Source organism: Paraburkholderia sediminicola, from assembly GCF_046030555.1.
Taxonomy (GTDB): Bacteria; Pseudomonadota; Gammaproteobacteria; order Burkholderiales; family Burkholderiaceae; genus Paraburkholderia; species Paraburkholderia sediminicola_E.
The window spans coordinates 82532-102770 of record NZ_JAQQCH010000013.1 but is presented as its reverse complement, the minus strand read 5'-3'; the positions used below and the strand labels follow the sequence as shown (position 1 = coordinate 102770).

The window sequence follows — 20239 nt, the reverse complement described above, 5'->3', positions numbered from 1 at the left end:
GACGCAAGAAACTTGTCCCCGCGTTGTTGACCTTTCTCGTTCCAGTCACGCGGGAAACGCTGGAACACCCCTTATCCGTTCGATATGGGCGCTCCCGGATCCGCCAGCGTGTCGCGCTCGAACCGCCCATAGCGCAGCGCGAGTGTGGGCAGCACGATCAGATTCAGCAGCGTCGAGGTGGCGAGGCCGCCGAGAATGACGATCGCCATCGGCCCCTCGATCTCGTTGCCCGCCGCGCCGCTGGTGAGCGCGAGCGGCAGCAGTGCGAGCGCGGTCACGAGCGCTGTCATCAGGATCGGGATCAGCCGTTCGGACGCGCCGCGCACCGCTGTGTCGATACCCCACGGCACGCCTTCGACATGCACCAGGTGCTCGAAGTGACTGATCAGCATGATCGAGTTGCGCAACGAAATGCCGAACAGGGTGACAAAGCCCACCATGCTGCCCAGTGACAGGTTGCCGCCTGTGGCGAGCACACTTAGCACGCCCCCCACCAGCGCGAAGGGCAGGTTCAGCATCACCAGCACGACACCGCGCCGGCTCTTCAGCGCGAGGAAGAGCAGCAGTGCGATGCCGACGGCCGACATGGCGCCGTACGCGAGCAGGTCGTGCTGCGATTGCGCGCGTGCCTCGCTTTCGCCCGAGAACACTGCGTAGGTGCCTTTGGGCATGACAATTTCGCGACTGACGCGTGCACGCGCCTCGTTGACGAAATCGCTCACCGCGCGCCGGCCGAGATTGACCGAGACCGTTTGCATCCGCCGGCCGCCGTCGTGCGTGATCTGATAGCGGCCCGAGACCTGGCCGATGCTCGCCAGTTCGCGCAGCGGGACGGACAGCCCATCCGGATTGCGCAGCATCAACGCGCCGACATCGGCAAGATTCCTGCGCGCCTCGGGCGCGAGAATCACAGTGACGTCGTAGGCGCGGCTGCCGTCATAGGTCTGTGCAACCGTGCTTCCCTGATAGGCGCTCTGGATTGCGTCGAGCACTTCCACCGGCCGGAAGCCCCAGCGGCTCAACTGATCAGGCTTCAGTCTGACGTCGAGTTCCGGGATGCCCGGAGGTGATTCCTCCTGCACGCTTGCCGCGCCACGGATCGTCCCCAGCAGCCGGGCGATCTCCTGCGCCTTCCGGTCAATCACGTCGAGGTTGTCGCCAAACACGTTGACGACCACCGGGGCGGTTACGCCCGAAATGGTCTCATCGATCCGTTCGACCAGAAACGTATTGACCGACGTGGTGAGGCCGGGAAAGCGCGCGAGCGTTTCCTGGATACGGCGCAGGGTTGCGCTCTGCCGCGCCGAGCCCATCGGCTCAAGGTCGACCTCGAACTCGCTCAACTGCACGCCGACCGGGTCGACCACTTCATTGGCCCGGCCGGCGCGCTGCGCGACCAGGCGCACCCCAGGAATATGCAGCAGCGCCTGCGAAACCAGGGTGCCGATGCGCATCGACTCGGTGAGCGACGTTCCCGGTTCAAGACCCATATGCACAATGAAGTGACCTTCGCGCAACTGCGGAATGAAATTGCCGTTCATGAACGACAGTGCAGCCAGGGAGGCAACGCACATCAACGCGACCACCACCATGACGGTTCTCACCCGTTGCTCGACCCTCAGCAGCATCGCGGTGTAGCGGGTTTTCAGCCACGTCAGGAATCGGGGCTCCCCGGCCGGCAATGGCCCGCGGGTCAGCAGCGCGAGCGCCATCGCCGGCGTGAGCGTGAGCGCGACGCCGAGCGATGCCAGCACCGCGAGGATGTAGGCGACGCCAAGCGGCGCGAACAGCTTGCCGGCGATGCCCGAGAGCGTCAGCACCGGCAGGAAGATCAGCATGACGATGAAGGTGGCGAATACCACTGCACTGCGCACTTCGAGCGAGGCGCGCAGCACTACCCGAAACGGCGGAAGGGGTTCGGGCCGGTTGCGGTTCTCGCGCAGCCGCCGGTAGATATTTTCGACGTCGATGATCGCGTCGTCGACCACCTCGCCGAGCGCGATCGCGAGGCCGCCGAGCGTCATCGTGTTCAGGCTTACACCAAACGAGCTCAGCACGATGATCGCGACCAGCAGCGAAAGCGGAATCGCGACCGCTGAGATGACCGCAGTGCGGATATTGAGCAGGAACAGGAACAGCACCGCAACGACGAGCACCGCGCCGACCAGCAATGCGGTGCGCAGATGACTGACCGCCACCTCAATGAAGTTAGCCGGCCGGAATACATCCGCGGTCAGCTCCACACCCTGCTGGGTCAGCACCGGTTTAAGCGCGGCCAGCGTCTTCTCGATGTCGTGCGTGACAGCCAGCGTATTGGTGCCGTACTGGCTTTCGAGCACCAGCATCACGCCCGGCTTGCCCATGATCGACGCCGCACCCACAGCCGGCGCACTGCCCCAGGTGACGGTCGCGACGTCGCCGAGCCGCACGGCTGCGCCGTTGCTCCAGCGCAGCACCACGCCGGCCAGCGCGGCGGGCGTTCTGATCTGGCCATCGGTATTGATGGCGATGCGCTGGTTCGCGCTCTCGACGAAGCCCGCGCCGCGCACGCCCGTGGATGCCCGGGCCGCAGTGGTCACGTCCTGGATCGACAGGCCGTAGCGCATCAGCCGGGCCGGATCGACCTGTATCTGCAATTGCCGCGTGTCGCCGCCGAACACGATGGCGTCAGCGACGCCAGGCACGCTCAACAGTTGCGGACGAACTGTCCACTGCGCGACGTCATACAGATCCATCAGCGAGCGTGTCTTCGACGTCAGCCCGATGGTGAGCACCACGCTCGTCGTGGTCGTGAGGGGCAGCAGCCTGGGCGGCTGCACGCCCGCGGGCAACGTCGAGCCCTGCGCGTTGACGCGCTCGGACACCAGTTGCCGGACCCGCAGCAGGTTCGCATGGCTATCGAACACCACCGTGATCGCCGACAGGCCCTGCAGCGACTTCGAGCGCATCGACCGGAGACCCGCCATGCCCGCGAGCGCATTTTCGACCGGCTGGGTCACCAGCGTCTCGACCTGTTCGCTCGACAGGCCTGGTGCCTCCGTCTGCACGATGCTCATTGGCGGAGCGAACTCGGGGAACACATCAAGCTTCGCGCGCGTGAGCGTATAGAGGCCATAGCCGGCTAGCAGCACGGCCAGCACGTAAATGACGCCGCGAAAACGCAGCGAAAACCGGATGATCGCGTTGAGCATGAGTACTCGTTGAATTCGTGTTGGATGAAGCAGGCTTACGGATCAGTCATCGCATTCGGGCGGATCCTTGCATGCTGTCGCGATGCCCTGAGGCCGCTGTTCTTCGGAAAGCAGCAATTGCGCGCCGTGCATCACGACGTTCTCGCCCGCGTGAAACCCTTTAGTCACGACGAAGCCCTGCTCGCCGGAAGAGGATGCCGGTACGTAGCGCCGCATGAAACGATCGGCTGCAGTGCGCACGTACACCCATGCTTGTCCGCCGTACCAGACGACCGCACGTTCGGGAATCACAAGCCCGGATGTGCCGGGATTCGGCGCCGGCACATGCGCGACGGTGTGGGTTCCCACCGGCAGCGTGCTGCCCGTCTCATAGAAATACGGGTTGCCCTGGATCGCGGGGTCGCCCTGCGGTGATGCCGATAACTTTTGAGCGGTAGCAGACTGGCCGTCCGGCGTATCCACCGTCATGTGCGCCGGCGCGGCGCCGCTATAGCCAACGGGCAGCGTCACGCGCAACACGACCGCGCGGCCAGCGAGCAGCCGCTGGAAAAAGTCCGAGGCGGGCGCCATTGCGGCGTTGGCGAGCACTGTCCCGAATTGCTGCCGCATGCTCGCATCCAGTCCGCCTTGTGTGGCCTCGGCCGACTGCAGCTTCGCCTGATCGGCCTGCATGACAGCGCGTGCGTCCTGCAGGCTCTTCTGTGAGACGTTCCGGTCGTCGTCGAAGAGCACGCGACTGCGCTCGAACTGCGCGCGAGAGTTGCCGGACTGTACACGCAACGTCTCGTAGTCGGCCCGCGCGGCCGCGAGGCGATTTCGCAGATCGAACAGCGGCTGCAGGTCGACGACCGTCGCGTACGCAATGCTCCCGGGCTGGCTGGTGATGGCCACGAGCGGCGCAACATCGATGTGACTGGCACGCTGCACGTCGGTGGCGACGACGACGACCGTTTCGCCGTTCACCGTCTGAACGGACGGCTGCGCAGCGACCTGCGCAGCCGCGTCTGGCAGCGAAGCATCGACGTAGAAGGTGCGGTAGGCGAACCAGCAGGCATCGGCTGCCAGCAGCAGGTAGACGATGGAAAAGATGACCGCTGGTCGTTTCATCGCGATATCTCCTGTTCGGTCACGGTGGAGTTGACGGTTTCCGGTTCGAGAGGCCGCTGCATGGCGTCTTCGAGCATGCCGGCAGCCTGCTGTGCAGCGACCACAGCGTCCAGATGGGCGATCTCGCTCGTCTGATAGTCAGCCTTGGCTTGTGTGAAGGTCAGGCGATCGGTGGCGCCGGACGCGAAACTCGCGGCCTGGCTGTCCAGTTGCCTGCGCGCGCTTGCGAGGCGTTCGGCGGACAGTCGCACTGCAGCGATCCTCGCCTGGTTATGGGCGAGCGCGTGGTCCAGATCGTTGAGAATCGCATCCTGCAGCGCCATCGTGCGCGCGGCTGCCTCTTTGCGTTCCGCTTGCGCCTGTGCGATGCCGCCCTGGTTCTGGTCGAAGACCGGGAGCGTGATGCCGGCCAGTCCGAATGCGATCTTGTTGGTGCCGGTGTCGTACGTGTACCCCGGGCCGAAATGGATATCCGGATACTGTTTCGCTACCTCGAGCTGCAACGCCGACTCGGCGGCCGCGTACGCGGCGAGCGACGCGAGCAGGTCGGCGCGATGGAAAACCGCCTCGCGTCGCGCGTCGGCAGTGGGCGGTGCAGGCGGGGTGGTGCCGAACGGGTGCAGCTCGAGCTGCACTCCGTTGAGTGCGGCAGCCGGAATGCCGATCGCGGCGGCGAGCTGCGCGAGTGCGTCCTGCGCGGCACTGCGTGCAGCGGCAAGCTCGGCCTGTGCCTGCGTGGCTGCGAGCATTGCTGCATCGACATCCGGTCCGGAGTTCTCGCCAACCGACCGGCGCATCCTCACCATCGCGACGATCTGCTGCTGCGCATTGGCCTTGCGCGACAGGAAGGTGGTGCGCTGCCGGGCGGCATAAAGCGAAATGAGTGCGTCACGCACCTGAGCGCGCACCTTCCACGCCTCGTTGCCGATGGCGAGGCGCGCGGCTTCCGACAGGTGTGATGCCTGATCTATCCGATAGCCGCGCTTGTGTGCAGTCTCGATCGGAATGTCGAGCGCCGGGCCGGTGATGAACGGCGAACCGGGCCCCGGGTTGGGGGTTGCGTACTGGAACGGCAGTTGCAACACCGGGTTAGGAATCGCGCCAGCCACATCGATGCCCGCCTTTGCGGTGCCCCACTGCGCACGGACGATGTCGAGCGCCGGGCTGTAGTACCAGGCCGTGAGGGTAAGCATCTCGCGGTTCCAGCGCGGCAGCGGCCATGGATCGATTTCGTGTCCGACCTGCCGCGTGAGGTAGGTGCGCAAATCGTCGCTCGCGAGCGACCGGTCCTCGAAGTGGCGGGCCAGGTGAGTCAGGGTGATCGGCTGCGGGTGATAGGTGGCGCATCCCGTCAGCAGGACGCACACGAGCAGCAACGGTCGGCGCATAGCGATATCCACGGGTTTCTTGTTGGCCACTTGATCACGCGGCGGGCAGATGTGGATACTGCGTTACCGGTCGTGAAGTTTTCGTCAAGAGCAGGTCACTCTCTGTGAATCTGGGGAAATCCAGGTCGCGGGCGGTAGCCGTGATGCACACGTGTAGTTGCCCGCCTGCACAGACGGTTACGCCAGCGCAACCGGACAGAGTCACTCAGGTAGTTAACTGCCCCTGCGGCAGGTCCGGCGGATGCTCGCCCACCCGACATGCAACGACCGCATCAATTCGCGTCGCGATGCAGTTGATGGTGCCCGCGCTCGTGCTGCTTTGACACCGGCAGTGCCGAAGCAGCATGGGCTGCCCAGCTTAGTGATGCGCATAGAGCGAGTGGCTCAGTGATTGCCCGAGTGGCGCACCTGCCTGCTGATTCCCGGCTGCGGGTGCTCCGTACCCGGAAGTGCTATCAGCCGTCCCAGACACGTTTGCCGGATCTGGATATTGGGTTTTGGACTGGGGGATCACTCCCTGTTGCTCCGCCGCAACCAGCTGGGCACGAACCTCGGCCCGCGTGAGTTCGTGAGTTCGCTGAGCAAATGAAACAGAGGGAAGAATGGCCGTTGACGCGACAATGAGCGCGACGATGAGCGATTTCATGACAAGCTCCTTAACGGAGGGGTGATCTACTTTCCATGATTCACGGAAAGGCTGATGACCCCATGCTACGCAGTGTGCTGTGAAGTTTTCGTCAAGAAACTTCAACTTTTCGTGAAGCCGGCAAAAATCGGGTTCGCGGGCGGCAACCGGAGCGATACACAGGTGCCTTTGGCTGGCTCGCTGTCAAGCTTGATAGACCAGCCGTAGCGGTCGCAAATCTTCCTGACGATCGACAGGCCAATGCCAAACCCCGGCGCCGCAGCATGTGCTGCGCCCGCTTGGTAGAACCGCTCAAACACGTGTGGTAGTGCATCCGGCGGGATACCGCGGCCGGTATCTTCGATCCGCAGCCAGCCGTTGGCGTAGGCGAAGCTGACGTGACCGTTGTCGGTGTAACGGACCGCGTTGTCGACCAGATTCGATAGCACGAGCGCCAGCGCGGATCGGTTTGCTTCGACCTGCAGGCCGCGATTGACCTCGATCCGGGTCTGGAGGCCCTTGGCTTGCAGCGTGTCCGCAATGCGGTCAAGCGCGTCCTCAATGGCGCTGACGAGACGCACCGGGCCGATGTCGGCCGGCGACTCTTCACGTGCAAGCAGAAGCAGCGCGTTGACCAGGTCTATCATGGTGTCAGCCGCGCGCTCTATCTGTCGCAGGCGTGCTCTTGACTTCGCGTTAATCAACGCATCATGGTCGAGAAGTTCGCAACTGGTTTTGATCGCCGTGAGTGGTGTGCGCAATTCGTGACTGACGTTGCCGGTGAACTCTTTCTCCCGTTCAATCATCTGTGCCATCCGCCCGTGATAGTCATTGAACGCGTCGACCAGTTCCACGACTTCCTCTTCATCGTACCTGCCGGCATCGAGCGCGCTCGATGCCCCAAGCCTTAGCGCCTTTACCTGATGGGCGAGGCCAGCGACTTGCCGAACCAGCAGGCCGGACAGCGCAAACGCGAGCCAGAATGCCAGAAGTGCAAACACTCCAGTGCCGAACATCAGTGCGTCAATCACCTGCCTGAACCGCTGTTCGTACGCGCTGAAGTCGTAAATCCTATAGACGCGGGCATGGCCGAACGGCGCAATCGCCACATGGATTTCACGACCTTTCACGATAATTTCGTGGGTGCCATTGGGCAGATCTTTTACCGAAGCGGGTAGCGACACGCTTACGCGGCCGCCTGTCGAAACATGACCGTCGATCTGAGGATCCAGAGGCGGCACAAGCGTTGGGTCTGACCGCCAGCTCTTCAAGACGCTTGCCATGTCGTCGGCAATCAGCGCGGTGATGAGCCGCTCCTCCTGTGCTTCGGCGAGCGCCTTCACACCAAGAGCCTGGGCCACGAGCAACACGATCGTCAGCGCCGAAAAAACCAGCGCGACCTTGAAGCGTAGGCTAGGGCGCCGTAGCATCGCTCACCACAAGCCGATAACCGAGACCATGGACCGTTTCGATGAGATCGTCCTCGCCGCTAGAGGTCAGCGCGCGGCGCAGCGTATAGATGTGCGCGCGTAGGGTATCGCTGTCGGGCAGCTGCTCGCCCCAGACTTCGGTTTCGAGTTCCGCGCGACCGAATACGCGATTCGGCGCCTGCATCAGGAGGCGCAACAGATGCAGACACTTCGGCGGCAACCTGATTGGCCGGCCGGCGCGCTCCACGGCGAGCGTCGTTGGGTCGAACCGGATGTCAGCGCGACACAGAATCGCCTGTGTCACATGGCCTTTATAGCGCTTGATCAGTGCGCCGAGGCGTGCGGCCACTTCCTTGAGTGAAAACGGTTTGACGAGATAGTCGTCCGCGCCTTGCTCAAAGCCATGGAGCTTGTCATCCAGCGTATCCCTTGCGGTCAGCATCAGGATCGGCGTATCGAGAAGTGCCTCCACACGAAGCTTTCGGCAGATCGTCAGGCCGTCCACCGCCGGTAGCGACAGGTCGAGCAGAATTGCGTCCCACCGCTGTGTTAGAGCGAGGTGAAGTCCCAGCGCTCCGTCCCGTGCGAGGTCGGGCTCATAGCCGGCGTTCTCCAGAAAATCGTACAGATTGGCGGCAATCGCTGCATCGTCTTCAATGATCAGGATTCTCATTCTGCACTCCTCCGGGAAGATTTACATGGAGCGACTGAAGGGTAAACCGCCATGCACTCGCATCTTTGGTGCCCCGCGTTTTTCGTAGCCGTCCGGTCCCGCGCACACGTCACTCGCGATGGCCTTACATCGTTTTCTACCATAACCGGCGCGGACGACTCAAGACGCACGCCGCGTCGGTTTGCAAGCGAATGACGAACAGGCGGCGAACCGGGACGACTGCATCGTCGCCCCGCAATGGTTCTCCCCAGGTCCTCTCGCCGAACGACTCTATGGATTGGACAACATGACGGGTTATCGCGGCTAGCGGGTGAGCGTTTGACTCACCAGCGCTTACTCGGGCTTGAGTTACCTACTGCGAAGTCTCGGCCGCTCCCGACCGATCGACGAATATTGCGCTTGCGTACGGCGCGCCCAATCCGGATGAGCGCGTTCAGTGCATCAGGTGCATAGCCCATGAGATCGAGACAGTCCAATGGTGACCCTGGTGCATAGACACTCACTTTCTCGATGCTTCAAGGACATCGTGATTCGGAAGCCACGTGGGTGCCGCTATAACATTGAGCTCGGCCTGCTGCCTGGAGACCGGCCCGGAAATCCCATGCGACTGGCTAGGAGCAGGCGACGTGCGGGGCCGTCGAGGCGGAGGGGTAGTGATTCTTGTTGCCCGGATGACGGCGCAATCTCGCCGTTGCATCAATTTGCGCTTCGTTAAGCTCTCCCGTGGTCAGCGTCTGGCTCCGGTCGGCCGCTTGCATCGGCAGGGGCTCATTGACCGCACACACGACCTGCTTTCCATCGTGCAGGTGAACGGTCGTCACATATGGGACGGTGGATGCGCCAAAGGCGTTTCCAAGGGCGGCAGCGGCTAGTGCGCCGGCGAATGTGATTCTGAAAAATATACGCATGATGAGTTCTCCCACGAAGAGCGCGGCAATCCGCGTTAAAACTCATTTTCTAACCCGACTCCTTAACACATGCTGAACTAAGCTTGGTCAATCGCTGGATGACCGATGCCCAAAATTCTGGACAGGTTTCACCGATTGATTCGTCTCGACCCTTCGGGCCGCGTTCTTTCAGACGTTATTCGTGACCCCCGCGATCAGGGATAGCGCCTCGAATTCCACGAAACATCACCTTCGAACCGGCTTGCTGACGCGGCAAGCTATGCCTGGTTTGTTTCATTGAACTGGACGATCAACATTGACTCCGGCGCCTGAATTTGGATGGCAGATCACTGGGAGGAGCGCCCGCATAATAAAGCGCGGGCGCTCATTTTTACCTCCGGCGACGCTAGTGAGGCGATGCACGCGCGTCGCCTTCCTGTCGCGCTTTAGAACTTATGGCGAATTCCCGCGCGCACGACAAGTTGCTTCGAATTTGACGACAGGTCGGCGGCGCCCGGTACGTAAGCCTGATCGAGCGATGACCCCGTCTGGCTCCCTGCAACTTTCTGGTACGCGCCCTGAACGTAAAGATCTGTGCGTTTCGAAATGTTGTAGTCCGCCATTAGTCCAACGCTATGAATTTTCGGTTTTACGCTGCCCGTTGTCGCGTCGTAATTTTCGAGCGTGTACACATATTGCGCACCGACGAAGAATGCCGGCGTGATCTGATACTTGCCGTTGACTTCGAAGTTCTGATACTTGAGGGTGTTGAGCTTCCCGCCCGCCAACGGACCCGTGATGGGCTGGATCGTTTCGGAACTGGACAGATAGCCAGCGTTCGCGGATGGGTTCTTGACGTTAGTGTTCGTGTAGACGAAGCCCACGGTCGCGGGACCAAACGTGTAGTTGATGCCACCACCGAAAATGCGCAGACGTTCAGCCACGAAATTCGCATCGGTCAACGTAATGGCGCCACCGGACGACTGGCCGGGATTGTCAGCATTCAGGTATGCCGCCGCGACCAGCAGACCGCCATTGGCATACTGCGCACCCAGGCTGAACTGTCGATTGTTAGCGAAGCCGGTGGCGTTGCTGAAGCTGTACGTGCCGCCAAATTGCAATCCGGCGAAATCCGGACTCGCGTATTTGACTGTGTTGTTAACCCGGAAAGAGTTATCCGTATTGTCGTTGTCGAACGGGTGCGAAAACAGATAACCGGCCCAGTTCCCGTTAGCCGTTGTCTGCGCAAGGTAGTCGACGACGGAGTCATATTGACGGCCGAGCGTAACCGTGCCGAACGTGGCATTCGAGATACCCACATATGCCTGGCGCCCGAACAACAGGCCACCTTGACCCAGGCGGCCGTTGTTCAGGTTAAAACCATTCTCAAGCTGGAATATCGCCTTCGTGCCGCCGCCGAGATCTTCGGCGCCTTTGAGTCCCCAGCGGCTTCCCTGAGCGTAGCCGCTTTGCAGTTCATAGTCGTGCTTCCCGGCTACATTGTTGGTGTAGTTGAAACCTTCGTCGACCACCCCATACAGCGTGACGCTGCTTTGGGCAAACACTGGCACTGCAAATGTGGCTGACGCAGCCAACGCAATCAGACTTTTCTTCATCAAAGATCTCCAGAAATGTTGTTCGAGTAGACAACTTTTTTCAGACAGCTTGTGTTTGTTGAAGCGTTAATACGAGCGACTGAATTGTCATCAATACAGCGGGGATGATGCTTACACGCCGATACTGCGACGTCTATGTTCGCGCCCTAGTGTTTCCCCGGGCGTTGCGAAATGATCACGACCGTACGCTGAGCAAATACGCGAACAGGCGGGGGCCGGTCGGAGGCAGCCGGCACCGCTCCGGACTGAGAACCCAAGCCGGACGTGAGGATGCGGCATGCGATGTAAATTCTGAAGATCGGAGCGCAGCGTGAGCGCTGAAGGGTTGCGCCAAAGGACGCGGGTTATTACGACATTTAGTTAAGGATCGCTTAAGGTCGCGGAGCGAAAATTGTGGTATCAAACCGCAGGATGTCGATCGTGAAACATGTTATGGCAGCTTTGGTGATTGCCACCCTGGTCGCCTTCCTTCCGGGCTGTACCACGACAGTACCAGACAGGGCCACGCATGAAACCGTGCAACCCCCTCATCCCGGACGCCCGTCATGGTTGTAGCAGCTAAAGCACGAAAGAGTTAACGGGCAGCCGCGTTTGCCAAGGACGTTTTTCCGGCAGATGGCGGGGAAAATGCTCGAGCCTCAGTAACGACGCGAGCGTGACACCACAAAATCAGTGAATGTCTTCAAGGTTGCGGGTATATGGCGATGCGCCGGGTAAAGCATCCATATTGCCCGCTCATTTCCCTTCAGTGGGAACTGGCCTAGTAGCTGAACAAGAGTCCGGTTCTCCAGTTCTGTCTGAACCAGCGACTCAGCCAGGCGCGCGATCCCGAGCCCGGAGAGCGCGGCACGCTTGACGGCCAGAACGCTTCCGGCCCGAAGGACGGGCTTGAATAACGTGCGGTTGACGCCATGGGCATCGTCAAATTCCCAGAAACGAGCCGGTATCTCTCCTGCGACCAGGATACTGTGTTGCGTCAGGTCGTCGGGACGCTCGGGGATACCACATCGTTCCACATAGCCCGGTGATGCAACAATGACGTCCCTAGTTACCGCGAGGCTGCGGCATATCATCGCCGAATCGCGCAGTCCGCTTTCGACGCTGAAGCAGACATCGAAATCCGCGAGGGTAACGCGTTGCATCGATTCAAAGACGCTGAGATCGAACCGGACCTGCGGTTCGGCGAGATGAAATTCAGTCAGCACGTCCGCCAGGTCGCCGTCGGCGAACGACGCTGCACACGCAATTTTCAAGGCACCGACGGATTCATCGGCAGCAGATATGATGCCCTTTTCCATCGACTCCAGTTCATTGAGCCACTCGACGCATCCTCGCAGATACGCCTGACCGGCAGTGGTAAGCGACACGCTGCGCGTTGTCCTGTTTAGCAACTTTGCGTTCAGGTGCGATTCGAGCATGGCGACTTGCCGGGTGACCACTGCGTTCGAAACGTCGAGGTGCCTTGCCGCCGCGGCAAAATTAAGGCACTCCGCCACCTTCATGAAGGTGCGCATCGAAGTCAGATGGTCCATTGCCGCGTCCGTAGAAATCGAATTATTGCCAAGGCTGGCCTTATGTGATGAATCGATCGCATATACCGCGCGAGTCGCGAACGTTTACTTCTCCGGTCGATCTCGGACGGTGCCGCAAGCGTTGGGTGGGCGATTATTATCGTGACGGCAGCTTAACGATTGCTTAACCGTGATGCAGATGCTTCCAGGCTCCCGGGCTCGACGCTCGCAGCTCCGTCGCTGGGACCGCTGGTCAAGCGGCCTGGCGAACTCAAAACCACAGTGACCCGGTCCGGCCTGCCAGCCGCTCGCGCCACACCACTTCGATAAGTATGGAAGCCGTTAGCCCTGCAAAGCAGCGAGAACCCTGGGTGTTGCAATAAAACCCACCAATGCGATAAGAGTGGGGTCGGGTTCCTCGTTGATCTCGCTCTATACATTGAGCGCGAGGCAGAGGGCGCATGCAACGCGCCATGCTGAAAATGGCGTGGACCGCGGACTCGCGTGAGTGAAAGAACTGCACGCCTGGGCGCGATCGGCCACAGGGCCGGTTCAGAGCTTTATCAGCGTGGGCCTTGCTTCACACGGAAGTGAACAGGGCTTCGATATAAAGCAGTCTGGCGTTAGTGCGACTGATCCCTTTGATCGCCGGCGAGGAGGCCTTAACGTTCGAGCAGTCGCTAACGAGATGTGCCGGCTCACCGTTAACCGTCAGAAACGCTGGTCGGATCGCCTTAAGGTCTTCATAAGGAGAAGTCGGGCATCCTTCAAGGTTGGAGTCCGGTGGACTGCGTAAAGCGCGGACCGTGATGCTAATGAAGACTGCGATGGATAGGTCGGATGCCCACTTGCCTTCACGAAACGAGTTCGAGGTATCTGCGTGCGAGGCACACACAGGTATTCCTACGCGCCTGTCTTGGGCTTATGTGGCTGGTCCTTTATCTGGTTCCTGGTATCGTCGGGCGCGAGCCCTGGAAGCAGGACGAAACCTATACGTTCGGCATCATTGAGCACATGGCATCGAGTGGCGACTGGGTTGTCCCGACCAACGCGGGCGTGCCTTTCATGGAGAAGCCGCCGCTCTTCTACTGGCTCGCTACCGCCCTCATGCGGGCAAGCTCCGGATGGTTGCCGGCGCCAGACGGCGCCAGGCTTGCAACACTACTGGCCATGCTAATCGCGTTTGCTGCTGTTGCGGCGACGGCCCGGCTGATCGCCGGAAACCCGGGTTGGCTTACCCGGGAAGTGGTGGGGGCGGTCTTGTTACTGGCCGGGACGATAGGACTTGTAAAGCATTCGCACGATCTGTTCACTGATATCGGTTTGATGGCTGCAAGCGCGTGCGCACTTTATGCGTTGATCCGTATCGTTGGTGATACCGCGCTGAGCGATAACCCTAGATGGCGTGACTCCCTTCTGTTTGGCATCAGCATTGCCGCGACGTTCATGACGAAGGGACTGCTGATGCCAGGCGTGTTCGGCGTCGCCTCGCTTCTCGTACCCGTTTTCGTGCCTTATTCCCGTTCGCGCCGCTATATCCTGCTGCTCGGAGCTGCGGTGGCGGTCGCGCTGCCGCTAATGACGATCTGGCCATCGCTGCTTGCGCTGCGGTCGAGCTCGCTCTTCATCGTCTGGTTCTGGGATAACAACGTCGGACGTTTCCTTGGTTTTTCAGTGCCAGAACTCGGGTCCGACAATACGTATTTTACTCCAGTGAAAGCGCTGCTGTTTTTCGCGTTCCCGATTGGACCGCTAGCTCTGCTGGCGATGTTCCGGGTGACCGTCTGGCGTGACCCCCGGATGGTCGTGGCAGCGCTCGTCGTCAGCGTTGGTCTCGTGACACTCGGTCTGTCCGCGACAATGCGTGAACTCTATCTTCTGCCGCTGTTGCCCGCGCTCGCGCCGCTGGCGGCCAGCTTTCTGTGCCACCTGTCGCCGCTTGTGCAGCGGGCTTGGGTCGCCGTCTCGTCCGCGGTGGCCATCGCATGTCTGGGTTTGGGATGGGGGGGATGGTGGATCATGCGCGCGCCTGTCGCGGAACATCACTGGCTATCCCCGTTCGCTCGCTGGCTGCCGCTGTCATATCAGTTACCGGCGAAGCAGCCGTTGGCGCTTGCCGCTGCTGTTGCGCTGACCTTGGGCTGGCTTTTAGCGCAGCCTGCCATCTTGCGTAGCGGTCGCTGGTCCGGGGTGTGGAGTTGGGCCGCTGCAATGACGCTCGGGTGGGGTCTTATGTCAACACTTGTGTTGCCATGGATTGATGCCGCGAAAAGCTATCGGGAGGTATTCGACCAGGCGGCAGTCGCACTGGCGCCCAACCTGGCGGCGAAAGGATGCGTCGCCTCCGACGGCTTCGGCGAGTCTGAAGCCCCCATGTTTGCATGGTATGCTCGCCGTCAGGCAGTTCCGCAAGGGACTCGAGGGGCTGAGGACTGCAACGTTCTGATTGTGCAGACGCCGTCCGCGCACGCGCCGTCGTCACTTTATTGGCAACCGTTCTGGAGCGGCGCGCGCCCCGGAGACGGGCAGCAGAAGTTCATCCTCTACCGGCGCATTGCCGAAGCTGGTGCAGGAAAGCAGATCCATGGTTCTCAACCGCGAGGTGCGCGGAGTTCTGACGCCAGTCCGGCATAGCCACCGCCGCCCAATGAGCGTCGCTGTGAAACCGTTTCCGCTGACAAGGTGCATCGTCACCGCCCCTCAGACAAACCGCGTAGCGATGCGGATGTCTCCGGGTGTCGCAGACAGGCGTACTTCTTTAATGCTCGACATTTTTGCGTGTGAGAAATCGGGCGCACGACAGGTGCGGCAGTACTGGCAACCCAATTAGGAACCTCGCGCCAACATGAAACCCGTGCACCGATGCGTGGCAGTAACTTTTCGAGGTGCCGACGCAGGCCTTCCTGGGGCACGCTATGAGCCGTCCTCCAGTCGGCGGGATACAACTTCTGGCAGAGCGCATGCGCCATTCCGGGAGCGAAGAATTGGCGTCCGCAGCGATCTGGGATTCCAGCCTCGCCGCTTTAATGTTCACTGGCGCAGTCGTTCACAATACTCGTGCAATTGAATCCTGCGAAAGGCCACGGGAGCGTCATCGTCCATAGCCAATGAACTGGGGGCACGGGCCTACATCGAATCGGGCGTTGGCCGCGAGCGTGCGTTGGAAAAAAACAGCGTTGTCGCGTGTCCGGTCCTCCGAGTGTTGGGAGGCTTCGAAGGTCGTCCGTTTTTCTTGCGTGTTTGGGTGCCCAGTAATTAGTCGCGGGGCGACCATCCCGTCGTGAAGAATGTACCTGTAACGACGCCGAGCGCCGTTATTGCCATGTAAGTCAGGTGAAAGTGCGGGTGCAGGGCGAGTCCGCGCGTGCCGTAGGACAGGATGCTCAGGCTGATAAGGCACGGTAAATTCCTGGTCATAGCGGCGAACTTAGAATTCATAGTCATCTTTGAACGCAGAGGCGTAGCCGTGGATGATGTCCAAAGAGGATCGCACGTTCGGGCCAGCTTCAGCCCCTGCTGAAATTCTAGGGTCGGTACAGGCCGTCATCGTCGCTACGACGTCGCCCGAAATCGCGCAGCGGCCCCGCAGCATACTACGAGGGTGTTGAAAGCGCGATGGGGTAATTCGGAATCTCAATGGCGTGCGCGGTGTCGATCTTACCGCGCGATGCGAGATCGTGCCCGTTGCAGGAGGATTCGTACTGGAATGATGAGTGCTGACGAACGACCATGGGATCGACAACAGAGTTGCGGTGGGCAAGCAGCTTCGATCAAAAGCTGCACTCGTTCGAGACGAAACAGTCAGAAAACTGTGCAACCATTAGAAGGTACTACTGATAAATGTAGATGTTTTCGCGAGCCTCCGCGTTGCTACCGCAATGTGTGTGCCGGCTCTTACCTTCGGCTCACGCTAGCAGACACCTGAAGTTGACTGTTTGATGTTAATTGGCGCTGATGTCATGCGGGTGACTGCTAGTGGCGTCGCGATCCAGTGCGGTTTCAACGCGGCACACGTCAGTACGCCCGCGATAGTTTACGGGCCATGCCATCTTTCTGTTGCGAATCAGGCCGTCTGGCAAAGCTATCTGTCATACGACTTTCAGCATCAGGATGGCGGCATGTGGACCGGTAAAGGTGATGCGGGAAAAAGGAGCCGCCGATGTTTTGACGGCCCGAGGGGAAGTGTGGCGGGGGTTGATACAACGTCGCCACACTTCGACAGTATCGCATTCAGGTACTTAACCGAGCCTTAACCAAAGGCGCACATTCCGCGGGCGATTGGCCGCCTCTTGCCGAGGAAAGGCGCGAGTGCTTTGACGGTCAGGAGGCCGTCTTCGAGAAAGATTCGCGCCATCCCGCATGGGAAAACTTCGTGTCAAAGGGAAAGTTAGCGGACGCACTTGGACTGACGGCCGACAAAAATCGGCAGTCTTGCCTCGCATTGAACGGCCGCGACAGCAACCGGTGGATTGCAAGGGCGAGTCGCATCGTCACCAACTAAGGATGCTGCTGCGTGGCGCCCAAGGGGCGGCATGTGACGCGGCCTCGCATCGAGATGGAATTCTGCCTGGCAGTCCGATAGAGCGCGCGTTCGATTTACCGAAGTTAAAGGCCAAAACGCCGTGCTGTTAGCCATGCACGGAGACCCTTATTCGACATCCGGGTGTTGCGCATGGCCCCCATGCGGCCGGGTGGCCAGGGAACTCTGTTATTTCGAAGAACCATAAGGCTCGCTTAAGGCGAATGGGCGTACTGTTCTGGTGTCGTTCGCACTTTGGAAGCCCGGGAGGTTTGAGCCGCATGTCAGCCATGACGGAGTGTTACGACCCACCGCGGTCCACGTTCAGCCTGCTTTGACATTTCAGTTCGCCCCTTCGAGCAAGGAACGGTGTGCAGTCCTCGGATCATCCTTATGCCAGGCACATATGTACACTCCAGATACGATACGTTTCCGTCGAACACCGGCCCGATATGATGTGGCTTCGCGGTTGTTCCATTGGTCTTGTGCACTGCTTCTCGTTGCGCAATTCAGCATCGGATGGTTGATGCCGGATGCCGACTCAGTCAAGACTCCCTCGGGTCTCGTCGCGTGGCATGTTGGAATCGGGTCAGCGCTGTTAGTGATTTTCTCCGTAAGACTTGTATGGGTCGTAATGCGCAAGGCACCGGGTTCGGACGAACCGCGTATGGTCCTCAGGTTCCTCGCTGTAGCAGTTCACAGCTCGATGTATGTGCTGATGCTGCTCGTTCCTTTGCTCGGCTGGCTAAATGCAAGCGGTCGAGGCTGGGTCGTCAGACTCGCGGGCATATGGAGGCTACCTGAACTGGCAACGGCTAATTCAACGGGAGCCGCCCTCGGGGAATGGCACAGCACAAGCGCCATCGTTCTTTTGATTTTCATTGGTCTGCACATTTTTGCAGTCGTTGTGCATCAGATCGGATTTAGAGACAGTCTGCTCGGACGCATGTTGTAGCTGGGTTTGACGCGGCTCCTGCGAGCGCGTCGGGGTGAGTTCCCAGATCAGTCTATTGCGGTGACCGGTTGTCGTCGCCAGCGCCGACCGCATCAAACGTCGGGTCCGGATTGACTGGGCGAACCGTTTTGATATGCAGTTCCGGAGATGGGCCAGACAGTCCCTGCCGATAATCGTCAATAGCACACAGCATGTCTGGCCAACGGTTGCATGAAAGCGCGCTCCGCGGGCCGGGAAGATCTCGTTAGTGCCGCCGATGCGATATCCGCGGACATGCTGAATCGCGACATCTATTCGGCTGCCTCGTTGCACACGTCTTCGTTGAGGTAGCGGCGCCATACCAAAGGACAAGTCAGAGCCAGGTCTCTTTGCGTTTCCTTTTTCCGCCGCCGTCGCTTCCCTCTGCGGGGCGGTCCCACGCGACTATCGGAGGGCGCGATTTGAAATTTCAGAAACGTAACTGGCTTGTTGAAGCCACACAGTGGTTTACGCCGGGAGATCACCCAGCCGTAGAACAACGCAACAGCGTCTGGTCGATCGCTACACCCGAAGGATGGACCGACGTGCATCCCGGCGACTGGGTGATCACTTCATCCGACGGCTCAATTCACTGCCTCAGCAACCGGCGATTCTTTGATCTCTATGAACCTTTCGTGTAGCCCAGCGGGGCGCCCTCTGCCCCTGTCAGAAAGCCATTGCTATGCTTCCACTGGTCGTCGGACCGTCAATTCGATGTCGCCATGTGACAGTAAGCAGGGAAGAACCGGGCGGCTCCGCACAGATAGGAAATGCGTTAGCAACGAATTACGGGCCACGCGAACCTTCGATGCGTTCAAACTTGTCGAGGCGATATGCCACTGGCGCCCGCGGCACAATCTGATTGCGGCTGGTTCTCACTCCTCCGAACTGTCAATCGATATTCTGCTGGCACGTTTCGCATGAGCGCTGTATTCGCTTGGCCGAAAGGAGATCTCCTCGGGCGATCATCATTTTCGCCTTGAGCGTCGCTGTAAGCGACAGCGGAGATCGGCTACGCCGCGGCGATCAGGTGTCGCCACGTCGAAGCGGAGTTTCGAGTTCGATCGAATCCTTCGAAGTGCCTGAACGAGGCGATCGCCTCTCAAGAAGTACCAGCCACCGATGCAGGACAGGACCGGACTTATACACAAAAGGCGCACTAGTGCACGGAGATCGGAAAATGAGTCCAAGACATTCCTCGTTGCGGTCGATGGCTTAAGCGTGAATTGTTTCTGGACCTGTACACTCGATCGGTCATTCTCGTCACTCTCACGGGGCGGACCGGGTCTATGGGACGTGTTCCGCAAACCTGCTCCGGGGAGACTTCTAATAAATCCCAATCAGACGCAGTGGGCCTGAGGCGCCGAACGCCGGTCGTGACAATCGAGGGCTATCAGCCTCAAAGGGCTCCGTTCGCACGCGTCTAGACGCTGCGGGTTCCTGACTAGTAAACCAGCGACGCTGGATTGGTCGAACACGCGCAGGAACCGAGTGTACTCTTCACGGAGATTCAGAGCTTATGGAAAGCCTCTGAAAACGATGTTTGTGAAGAAAGATACGTTCACAAAAGATAATTCGATCGCGGCGCACGTGGGTTCGGGAAAATCCGCTGGCTTTATCCGTTTGTCGGCCGGATTTTGGACACGAACGAAGTGGCCATATTCAAAGTCGGTCAGTTTTCCCATAGTCACGTCGCGTTGCCCGATACGTCGTGTACGTTACGCGACTTCTGGTCGTGCGAGGTCGGGTGCTCGTGTTCGGCATTTTCCGCAAACCACCGCGACTGCATCGAAGGCTTACAGCTACGATCGCCCTCTGCCTTCCAATGTCCGCGCGAATAAAGGAGTGTGCTTTGTCATTTCTCCGGACCGGTTGTCATGACTAGCATGCCGGACTGAAATTATAGAAGCCTTTGGACGAACACGTTCGTTTGAATTGTCTGCCGATTTTTTGTGCGACAAGTTTCGTCATTTGAGCCTAGTTTTCCTGCCAATCACTTCATGGTTCCAGTGCGAATTCGTCGTTTGAGCGGCACGAGCGATCGAAACGATCGCAATCTTTGTCGCGCGGCAGCTCTCTGGTGACTTGCAATCCATATTTTGTCCATCCGAGATCTCGTTCAGGTTGCGTCTAGATGAGGAATCTTTTTGTATGATGACGAGGCGTAATTTCTCGATGATGGGAACGGCCGGCTTGCTTTGTGGAAACGGAAGTCAACGCGCAGGAACGTCGACACAAATAGCATTGTCGTTGTTCATTCAGATTGGACGTTTGGCGAGTCGATTGCACTGATGTTTTGACTAAACGAGCCGGTCGCGG

General features: G+C 59.8%; 12 protein-coding genes. 3 read left to right on the top strand and 9 right to left on the bottom strand.

What is annotated here, in order from left to right:
- Positions 1-71 precede the first annotated feature (71 nt).
- The 9 genes from PQQ52_RS19605 to PQQ52_RS19565 all read right to left on the bottom strand — a co-directional run bounded on the left by PQQ52_RS19605 (position 72) and on the right by PQQ52_RS19565 (position 12449).
- Positions 72-3191, bottom strand: a complete 3120-nt coding sequence (locus PQQ52_RS19605) for an efflux RND transporter permease subunit (RefSeq protein ID WP_408214639.1) — start codon at positions 3189-3191, stop codon at positions 72-74.
- 42 nt (positions 3192-3233) lie between these two features.
- A complete protein-coding gene (locus PQQ52_RS19600) occupies positions 3234-4298 on the bottom strand; it encodes an efflux RND transporter periplasmic adaptor subunit (protein ID WP_408214637.1) in 1065 nt (354 codons plus the stop codon).
- Positions 4295-5686, bottom strand: coding sequence for a TolC family protein (locus PQQ52_RS19595; RefSeq protein WP_408214634.1), 1392 nt, complete (start codon positions 5684-5686; stop codon positions 4295-4297). The genes PQQ52_RS19600 and PQQ52_RS19595 overlap by 4 nt, the downstream gene beginning before the upstream one ends.
- A 358-nt stretch (positions 5687-6044) precedes the next feature.
- Positions 6045-6332 (bottom strand): DUF4148 domain-containing protein, encoded by a 288-nt coding sequence (locus PQQ52_RS19590; protein WP_408214631.1) that lies wholly within the window; start codon positions 6330-6332, stop codon positions 6045-6047.
- A 101-nt stretch (positions 6333-6433) separates the two neighbouring features.
- Positions 6434-7741, bottom strand: a complete 1308-nt coding sequence (locus PQQ52_RS19585; RefSeq protein WP_408214628.1) for a sensor histidine kinase — start codon at positions 7739-7741, stop codon at positions 6434-6436.
- Positions 7725-8414 (bottom strand): response regulator transcription factor, encoded by a 690-nt coding sequence (locus tag PQQ52_RS19580; protein WP_408214625.1) that lies wholly within the window; start codon positions 8412-8414, stop codon positions 7725-7727. Before PQQ52_RS19580 ends, PQQ52_RS19585 begins: the two co-directional genes overlap by 17 nt.
- A gap of 611 nt (positions 8415-9025) precedes the next feature.
- Positions 9026-9337 (bottom strand): hypothetical protein, encoded by a 312-nt coding sequence (locus PQQ52_RS19575; protein ID WP_408214622.1) that lies wholly within the window; start codon positions 9335-9337, stop codon positions 9026-9028.
- 410 nt (positions 9338-9747) lie between these two features.
- On the bottom strand, positions 9748-10917 hold the full coding sequence (locus PQQ52_RS19570; protein ID WP_408214619.1) for a porin: 1170 nt from the start codon (positions 10915-10917) through the stop codon (positions 9748-9750).
- Positions 10918-11555: 638 nt separating this feature from the next.
- Positions 11556-12449 carry a LysR family transcriptional regulator gene (locus PQQ52_RS19565; protein ID WP_408214616.1) on the bottom strand — a complete coding sequence of 298 codons (894 nt, stop codon included), beginning with the start codon at positions 12447-12449 and terminating at the stop codon, positions 11556-11558.
- Between the two features lie 903 nt (positions 12450-13352).
- Between PQQ52_RS19565 and PQQ52_RS19560 the strand changes: the two genes are divergently transcribed.
- The 3 genes from PQQ52_RS19560 (at position 13353) to PQQ52_RS19550 (ending at position 18561) form a co-directional block, all read left to right on the top strand.
- Positions 13353-15062, top strand: coding sequence for an ArnT family glycosyltransferase (locus PQQ52_RS19560; protein WP_408214614.1), 1710 nt, complete (start codon positions 13353-13355; stop codon positions 15060-15062).
- A gap of 2291 nt (positions 15063-17353) precedes the next feature.
- Complete coding sequence (locus tag PQQ52_RS19555; protein ID WP_408214612.1) at positions 17354-17902, top strand: cytochrome b; 549 nt, start codon at positions 17354-17356, stop codon at positions 17900-17902.
- Positions 17903-18342: 440 nt separating this feature from the next.
- Positions 18343-18561 carry a hypothetical protein gene (locus tag PQQ52_RS19550; RefSeq protein ID WP_408214609.1) on the top strand — a complete coding sequence of 73 codons (219 nt, stop codon included), beginning with the start codon at positions 18343-18345 and terminating at the stop codon, positions 18559-18561.
- The last annotated feature ends 1678 nt before the right edge of the window (positions 18562-20239 follow it).